The sequence below is a fragment of the Isoptericola sp. NPDC056605 genome, from assembly GCF_042792795.1.
In the GTDB taxonomy this organism is placed as follows: domain Bacteria; phylum Actinomycetota; class Actinomycetes; order Actinomycetales; family Cellulomonadaceae; genus Isoptericola.
Genome location: NZ_JBHTVT010000007.1, coordinates 61,552 through 69,601 on the forward strand (window position 1 = coordinate 61,552; position 8,050 = coordinate 69,601).

Below are 8,050 nucleotides of genomic sequence, written 5' to 3' on the forward strand. Positions count from 1 at the left end.
GGTGTCACCTTCGTGTGTGCGTGCGCCGGACGACGGGGCCGGCCCGGTTGTCCGACGAACGACGGTACCCCGCGGTTCCCGCCGCCCTCGGCGACCGAGGGCGGCGGGACTGCTCACGGCGTGGTCACGACGGCATCGTCAGACGCCGGCCAGCACCGCCTCTGCGGGCTCCTCGGGCCCCTCGGGCGCCACGGCCGGTCCCCGGCCGAGGACCGCGGACAGGGCGTGCGCGAGCCACTCCCGCGCCTCGGCCGCCGTGGCGGGCGCGCTCGCCCGGCGGGCGGCGACGTGCAGGTCCGGGCGGACCAGGAGCACCCCGGAGTCCTCGGTCTCCCGCAGGTCCGCCCACGTCCCGTAGGGGTCCTCGACGGGCCGGCCGGGTCCGACCGCGACGGTCGTGAGGTCGAGCCCGAGCTCCGTGCCGAGCTCCCGTGCGGCGTCGACCCACGCCTCGCCGCCGATCCCGGTGACGACGGCGAACCGGCCCTGCCCGACGAGGTCGAGGGTCGACGTCCGGGCGCCGTCGACGGTCACCCAGGTGTGCGGGATCCGCGCGCCCGGCCACGTGGTGGGCTGGGCGTAGAGCTCGGGGTCGAGCGCGTACTCCGGCTCCGGCGTGCCGTCCGGCAGGACCGCGCCCGAGGCGTACCGGTGGTTGTGCTCCACGCCGTGCGCGTCGAACTCGTACTGCTTGTACGCGATCGCCTCGCGCAGCGCGGCGCGCACCCGCTCGCCGTCCGCGCCCGGCGCCTTGCGGAGCTCCAGCTGGGCCTCGAGCCGCGCGGGGTCGCTCGTGTCCTCGAGCTCCAGCGCGGCCAGGATGCGGCCCGTGTCGGCGATGCTCTGGTTGGCGCGCTCGACGATCTGCTTCGCGACCGGTGCCCGCTCGGCGTCGTAGGAGTCGAGCAGCGCCGGGTCCGCCGTCCCGGCGACGACGTGGGCGAGCTTCCAGGCGAGGTTGTAGGAGTCCTGGATCGAGGTGTTGGAGCCCAGCCCGTTCGTCGGAGGGTGCCGGTGGACGGCGTCCCCCACGCAGAAGACGCGCCCCTTCGCCAGGGTCGTGGCGTAGTGGTGGTTCACGGTCCAGGGGGACGCCGACTTCACGCGCATCTCGAAGTCGTCGGTGCCCACGAGGTTCACGGCGAGCTCGCGCACGAACTCGTCGGTGAGCTCCGGCGGCCCGGCGGCGACCTCGTAGCCCCACATGACCATCCACTCGTTCCAGGGCTTGATCATGCGCAGCACGCCCAGCCCCACGCCCTCGCGCTCCGCGCCCGGCTGGAGCATCCAGTAGAGGACGGACGGCCGGTGGGCGACGAAGCGGGAGAGGTCCGCCTCGAACACGATGCTCAGGGACCCGCCGACCGCTCCGGGGCCCTCGTAGGGCAGGTCCAGGTGCTCGGCCACCCGGCTCCGGGCGCCGTCGGCGCCGACGAGGTAGCGCGAGCGCACCCGGTAGGTCGCCCCGGTGAGCCGGTCGCGGACGGTGGTGGTGACGCCGTCGGCGTCCTGCACGTGGTCGACGTACTCGGTGTCGAAGCGCACGGTGGCACCGCGCTCCTGCGCCGCCTGGACGAGGATCGGCTCGGTGATGGTCTGCGGGGCGTCGACCATCGGGCACGGGCTCTGCAGCTCGTACCGGGCGCGGCGCGCGGTGTCGGTGCCCCAGGACGGGATGCGGCCGAGCTCCTCGCCCGCCAGGCTCGTGCAGAACGTCGTGTTGCCCATCGAGTCCCAGGGTGTGGCCTCGGCCAGCAGCGCGTCCTCGAGGCCCATGTCGCGCAGCGCCTCCATCGTGCGCTGGTTGGTGATGTGCGCGCGGGGGCTGTCGGCGAGGCGGCCGTACTTGGTCACCACCATGACGCGCGTGCCGTACGTCGCCAGGAAGAGGGCCGCCGAGGCGCCCGCGGGGCCGGTCCCGACGACGAGGACGTCGGTCTCGAGCACGGGGTCCTCGAGCACCAGGTCCTCGGGCGCGGGGGGTGTGGGCACGGGGTCGTGGGTCATCGGCGATCAGCTCCTGAGGTTCGGGGTCGACGCACCGCACGGTAGCGAAAATGTCCCTCCACCTGCAGCGACGTCCCGGCCGGGTGAGCGACCCGCGCGGAGGTCATACTGCGTGGATGGTGGACCGGGAGTCGGTACGCAGGTGGGTCGCCGGGTACGAGACGGCGTGGCGCGACAGCGACGCCGACGCCGTCGCGCGGCTGTTCACGCCCGACGCGCGGTACGCGCGCTCGCCCTACGACGCCGAGGAGCTCGTGGGCCACGACGCGATCCGCGGGTTCTGGACCGTCGACGAGGACGCCGCGTTCACGATGACGGCCGAGCCGGTCGCCGTCGAGGGCGACGTCGCCGTCGTCCGGCTCGAGGTGCGCTACACCGCGCCCGACGAGCAGGAGTACCGCGACCTGTGGGTGCTGCGCTTCGCCGACGACGGACGCGTCACCGACTTCGAGGAGTGGGCGTACTGGCCGGGGAAGGCCTGGACGGCGTCGCCCTGAGCGGCGCGACGCCGTCCCGCCCGCACGGTCACGGGCGCGCGCCTCCGCGGGCGTCCGTGCGGGCGAGGAGCTTGCCGAACACGTCGCCCAGGCGCAGGCCGTCGTGCTCGAACTCGTTGGTTACCCAGGCGCGCGCGTTCCCGACGTGCGCGGCGGTCTCCAGGGAGAGGCCCGCGTCGACGAACATGTCGTCGTGGTAGACGGCGGCCTCGAGCGGCACGTCGTTGCGGGCGAGGACGTCGAGGTCGTACAGGTCGTCCCAGCCGGTGCGCGCCGCCAGCGCCTCGGCGGCGGGCCGGAACGGGCGCAGCTCCGCGAGCTGCTCGAACATCCAGGGGTAGATCATCTCGCCGGTGAACAGCAGGGGGCGGGCGCCGGCGTCGAACGCCGCGTCGTCCTCGCGCACCCGCTGCGCCGCCCACGCCGTGGCACCGGTGCCGGACTGCGCGTAGATCGACTCGTGCAGGACGGCGTACATCGGGTTGGTGGCGAAGCCCGTGGCGGCCTCGACCTCGGCGAGGAACGTGTCGCTCAGGTCGTCCGACCCGTGGTCGAACGCCTCGTCGACGATCCAGTGCACGCGCTCGAAGCCCGGCCCCATGCCGAACGCCATCCCGAGGGTCTGGAACCGCTCGACCGTGAGCAGGTCCCCGCCGGGCAGGCGGACGTCGCCCGCCGCGATCCGGTCCGCGATGCGTGCCACGCGATCGACGTCGTCGGGGTAGCGCTCGCGGTAGAGCGCGTTCTTGGCGACGACGCGCGGCTGGGTGCGGCGGTAGACGTCCTCGGCGCTCGCCGTGAGCCCGGCGAGGCCGCCGGTGACGTACGACGCCGCCACCCCCTCGGGGGCCCGCGACAGGTACGTGAGGGTGAGGAACCCGCCGTAGGACTGGCCGAGCGTCGACCAGCGTCGGCCGCCGTAGACGGTGGTCCGCACGTGCTCGGCGTCGGCGACGATCGAGTCGGCGCGGAAGTGTGCCAGGTGCTCGGCCTGGGCCTCGGCCGGGCCCAGCGCGGTGAGCGCACCCGCCCGGACCGCCGTCGAGCGGCCGGTGCCGCGCTGGTCGAGCAGCACCACCCGGAACCGCTTGAGGGCCTCGCCCACCCAGCCGTCGGGGCCGGTCGGGCGCGGTCCCTTGCCGCCCGGGCCGCCCTGGAGGAAGACGAGCAGCGGCAGGTCGTCGGCCTTCCGCGGCGGATCGACCAGCTCGCGGACGAAGAGGGAGATCGTGCGGCCGTCGTCGGGGTGCGCCCAGTCCAGCGGCACCGTGAGGGTGCGGTCGGTGACGTGGACGCCGGGGAGCGTGTACGCGCGCACCGAGGTGGGTGCCGAGGCGGTCGTGGTGGTCGCGGTGCCGGTGATGCTCACGGGGGCAAGGGTAGGCCGGGTTGCATTATTGGAGTGCGTGCTCCAACAATTGTGCCGTGCCGATCACCGCTCCGTCCGAGGTGCGCCAGCCCCGCTGGGTGCCGCTGCTCCTGCTGCTCGCGACCGTCGCCGTCGGCGTCGGGCTGGGCTTCGCGCTCCCGCCGCTCGCCCGGTGGCTGCACGGGGTCCTCGAGAGCACCCCGTTGCCGAGCCTCGGCCCCGTCGAGCTCCTCGCGGGCCTGCCCCTCGTCTGGTCCGTGCCCGTCCTCGGCGGGCTGGGCGTGGTGGGGGGTGTCCTCCTGGCGCTGAGCACGGTCGGGGAGGCGCTGCGGCTCACCGTCGCCGACGACCACCTGGAGCACCGCACGGACGACCGGGAGGGCTGGGTCGAGCGGGCCGACGTCGGCGACGTCTTCCGCGACGGCCGGTACCTCGTCCTGCTCGGCCCGACCGGCGCCCCCCGGGAACGCCTGGACGCGGACACGCTGCGGCCCGACGAGCTCCGGGCCGCGTTCGAGGGGCACGGATGGCCGTGGCGCGACGCCGACCCGCACGAGCGCGCGTACGAGCGGTGGATGGACGGCCGGCCCGGGTTCTCGGCCGCCGAGCACGCCCTGCTGCGCCGTCGGCTCGCCGAGCGCAAGGACGCCGCGGCGGTGGCGGAGATCGACGAGGCGCTCGCCGCCCACGGCCTCGCGGCGCGCGTCCGCGACGACCGGCTCCAGGTGCGGAGGGTCGGCGTCGGTGCCCGCGGCGGGGCCGCGGAGGACGCCCGTGGCGCGCAGGGTTGACCCGGAGCGGCACGAGGCGCGCCGTCTGCAGATCGTCCTGGCCGGGCTGACGGTGCTGGCCGAGCGCGGCTACGAGGGCGCGACGACGGCGGCGATCTGCCGCGAGGCGGGGATCGGGTCGGGGACGTTCTTCCACTACTTCGCGACCAAGACGGAGCTGGTCCTGGCGATCCTCGAGCTCGGTACGGCCGACACGGTCGAGAAGGCGGCGGCCCTCGAGGGCCGCACCGACCCGCTCGCCGTCCTCCTCGAGCTCGTGGGCTCGTGGGCCGACGACGCCGCCGACCCGCGCATCCCCGGGTTCGTCCGCGCCGTCGCGGGAGTCATGCACCTGCCCGCCGTCGCCGACGCCCTGGCGGCGGACGACCGCGCCCAGCGCGACCTGCTCCTGCGGTGGATCGAGCGCGGCCAGGCCACGGGCGAGGTCCGCGCCGACCTCCCGCCCGCCCGGATCGCCTCCTGGCTCGCCCTGCTCTCCGGAGGCTTCCTCGAACGGGTCGCGACCGACCCCGGCTTCACCGTCGACGGCGAGCGGGACCTCCTGCTCGCCACGGCGCGGGCGTTCCTGGCCGACCCCAGGGGAGCCGCGGATGCGACCACAGGGCCGCGCCGCTAGGCAGGAGGGGTGCCCGGCCACCGCCGTCGTCCCGCCCTCCGTCCGCCCCGGTGAACGTGGGCGTCCTGCTCGCGCTCGCGTCGGCGCTCCTGTACGGCGTGTCGGACGTGGTGGGCGGCGTCGTCTCGCGGCGGATGCCGTTCGTCCGGGTCGCGCTCTGGGGCCAGGGGGGAGGCCTCGTCGCGACGCTCCTCGCGGCGCCGTTCGCGGGCGGTACGGGGCCGGCGTCGGCCGACCTGCTGTGGGGCGGGCTGTCCGGCATGGGCACCGGGGTCGCGATGGTCGCGCTGTTCCGGGGGATGAGCCGGGGCGCCATGTCCCTGGTGGTGCCCGTGAGCGCCGTGGGCGGCCTCGCCCTGCCGGCCGTCGCCGCGGCGCTGGTCCTCGGGGAGCGTCCCGGGGCGTGGACGTGGGCCGGGGTGCTGCTGGCGCTGCCCGCGCTCTGGCTGGTCGCGCGGGGCGGCCCGGGCGCGCCGGCGGGGGAAGCCCTGGCGGTGCGCGACGGCCTGACCGCGAGCGTCGGCATCGGCGTGCAGTACATCGCCCTCGCCCAGGCCGGAGGAGGTTCGGGCGTCTGGCCCGTGGCCGCGGGCCGGGTGACGGCGGTCGCGTGCGTCGGTGGGCTCGCGCTCCTGGCGCTCCGGCGCCCGCCCGCAGAACCGCGCCCGGCGCCCACCCCGGCCCTGCGCCTCGCGGCGGCCTCCAGCGGCGTCCTGGCCGCCGCGGCCCTCGTCTGCTACCTGCTCGCCGCGCGGACCGAGCTCGTCGCGGTGGCAGTGACCCTGTCGGCGCTCTACCCGGTGGTCCCGGTCCTGGTGGGCCTCACCCTCCTGCACGAACGGCTCACCCGCCGCCAGGCCCTCGGCCTCGCCCTGGCCCTCGCCGCCTCGCTCCTCGTCGTCGGCCCCTGACGACCACCCGCGCACGGTCCACAGCACCAGCAGGCAGCATCCCCACGTGCAGGAGACCGAAACGACAAGCTGAGGGGACGGCATCGCTTCGCCCGGACGTATCCCTCCCGAAGTGGAGGGCGCCCTGGCGCCCGTGAACGCGTCCGGGCGAAGCGATGCCGTCCCCTCAGCGCCAGCACCGAGGTTTCGGTCTACGGACTACTGCACGTCGGCGTCGACCCAGTCGAAGGTCTTCGTCACGGCCTTCTTCCAGGACCGGTAGAGCCGCTCGCGCTCGTCCTCGGCCATCGCCGGCGACCAGCGCTTGTCCTCGGCCCAGTTCGCGGTGACGTCCTCCTCGCCCTTCCAGAACCCGACGGCGATGCCGGCGGCGTAGGCGGCGCCGAGCGCCGTCGTCTCGGCGACCTTGGGCCGCACGACGTCGACACCGAGCTGGTCGGCCTGGAACTGCATGAGCAGCTCGTTCTGGACCATGCCGCCGTCGACCTTGAGCTCGGTGAGGTCGACGCCGGAGTCGAGCTTCATGGCGTCGACGACCTCGCGGGTCTGGAACGCCACGGCCTCGAGCGCCGCGCGGGCGATGTGGTTGCGGTTGACGTACCGGGTGAGCCCCACGAGCGCACCGCGGGCGTCGGGGCGCCAGTACGGGGCGAACAGGCCGGAGAACGCCGGCACGAAGTAGGCGCCGCCGTTGTCCTCGACCTTGCGGGCCAGCCACTCGACGTCGGGGGCGTCCTCGAACATGCCGAGGTTGTCCCGCAGCCACTGGATGAGGGAGCCGGTGACGGCGATGGAGCCCTCGAGGGCGTACACCTGGGGGGCGTCGCCGATCTTGTAGCAGACGGTGGTGAGCAGGCCGTTCTTGCTCGGCACCTTCTCCGTGCCCGTGTTGAGGAGCATGAAGTTGCCGGTGCCGTAGGTGTTCTTCGCGGTGCCGGTCTCGAAACACGCCTGGCCGAAGGTGGCGGCCTGCTGGTCGCCGAGGATGCCGGCGATCGGCACGCCGGGCACGAGGCCGCGGGGGCGGCCCTGCCCGTACACCTCGGAGGAGGAGCGGATCTCGGGCAGCATCGACATCGGGATGCCCATGTCCGCGGCGATGTCCTCGCGCCAGCTCAGGGTGTCGAGGTCCATGAGCATGGTGCGCGACGCGTTGGTGACGTCGGTGACGTGCACGCCGCCGTCGGGCCCGCCGGTCATGTTCCACAGCACCCAGGTGTCGGTGTTGCCGAACAGGAGGTCGCCCTTCTCGGCGGCCTCGCGCGCGCCCTCGACGTTGTCGAGGATCCACTTCACCTTGGGGCCGGAGAAGTAGGTCGCCAGCGGCAGGCCGACGATCGACTTGTACTTGTCGGCGCCCTCGGAGCCGCCGAGCTCGTCGACGATCGCCTGCGTGCGGGTGTCCTGCCACACGATCGCGTTGTACACCGGCTTGCCGGTGTTCTTGTCCCACACGACGGCGGTCTCGCGCTGGTTGGTGATGCCGATGGCGGCGAGGTCGGTGTGCGCCAGGTTGCCGCGCGTGAGCGCCAGCCCGACGACCTCGCGCACGTTGCTCCAGATCTGCTCGGCGTTGTGCTCGACCCATCCCGCCTTGGGGAAGATCTGGTCGTGCTCGAGCTGGCCGGTGGAGACGATCCGGCCGGAGTGGTCGAAGACGATGGCACGCGAGCTCGTCGTGCCCTGGTCGATGGCGAGGACGTAGTCAGCCATGGGGGTTGCCCTTCACGTCGGTGTGGGTGGTGCGGGTGCCGGGCGGGGCCGGGGGGCCCGCCCGGGGGGGGGGTGAGGGGTTTAAAGGGCCCCCGGGGGCGGCGGACCCACCCCCCCCCCGGCGGCCCGGGGCCGGCCCCCCCGGG

Annotated in this window: 7 protein-coding genes; 4 read left to right on the plus strand and 3 right to left on the minus strand. The window is 74.4% G+C overall.

Going from position 1 to position 8,050, the window contains the following annotated elements; translation table 11 throughout:
• Positions 1–138: 138 nt before the first annotated feature.
• Positions 139–2,007: an FAD-dependent oxidoreductase gene (locus ACFQ8Y_RS09405; RefSeq protein WP_430585295.1), complete on the minus strand. Its 1,869-nt coding sequence runs from the start codon at positions 2,005–2,007 to the stop codon at positions 139–141.
• 116 nt (positions 2,008–2,123) lie between these two features.
• Here ACFQ8Y_RS09405 and ACFQ8Y_RS09410 point away from each other — a divergent pair, with 116 nt between their 5' ends.
• Entirely contained in the window at positions 2,124–2,504 is a 381-nt protein-coding gene (locus ACFQ8Y_RS09410; RefSeq protein WP_430585296.1) for a YybH family protein, read from the plus strand.
• 28 nt (positions 2,505–2,532) lie between these two features.
• Here ACFQ8Y_RS09410 and ACFQ8Y_RS09415 read toward each other — a convergent pair whose 3' ends face one another.
• Positions 2,533–3,867: an alpha/beta fold hydrolase gene (locus ACFQ8Y_RS09415; RefSeq protein WP_430550773.1), complete on the minus strand. Its 1,335-nt coding sequence runs from the start codon at positions 3,865–3,867 to the stop codon at positions 2,533–2,535.
• Positions 3,868–3,929: 62 nt separating this feature from the next.
• Between ACFQ8Y_RS09415 and ACFQ8Y_RS09420 the strand changes: the two genes are divergently transcribed.
• Genes ACFQ8Y_RS09420 through ACFQ8Y_RS09430 form a run of 3 tightly spaced genes read left to right on the plus strand, consistent with a single transcriptional unit; the run spans position 3,930 to position 6,191 of the window.
• Positions 3,930–4,664: a hypothetical protein gene (locus ACFQ8Y_RS09420; RefSeq protein ID WP_430585297.1), complete on the plus strand. Its 735-nt coding sequence runs from the start codon at positions 3,930–3,932 to the stop codon at positions 4,662–4,664.
• Positions 4,648–5,280, plus strand: a complete 633-nt coding sequence (locus ACFQ8Y_RS09425; protein WP_430585298.1) for a TetR/AcrR family transcriptional regulator — start codon at positions 4,648–4,650, stop codon at positions 5,278–5,280. The genes ACFQ8Y_RS09420 and ACFQ8Y_RS09425 overlap by 17 nt, the downstream gene beginning before the upstream one ends.
• A gap of 50 nt (positions 5,281–5,330) precedes the next feature.
• Positions 5,331–6,191, plus strand: coding sequence for an EamA family transporter (locus ACFQ8Y_RS09430; RefSeq protein ID WP_430585299.1), 861 nt, complete (start codon positions 5,331–5,333; stop codon positions 6,189–6,191).
• Between the two features lie 198 nt (positions 6,192–6,389).
• Here the strand turns inward: ACFQ8Y_RS09430 and glpK are convergent, their stop codons facing one another.
• Positions 6,390–7,904, minus strand: a complete 1,515-nt coding sequence (glpK, locus tag ACFQ8Y_RS09435; protein ID WP_430550631.1) for a glycerol kinase GlpK — start codon at positions 7,902–7,904, stop codon at positions 6,390–6,392.
• Between the last annotated feature and the right edge of the window lie 146 nt (positions 7,905–8,050).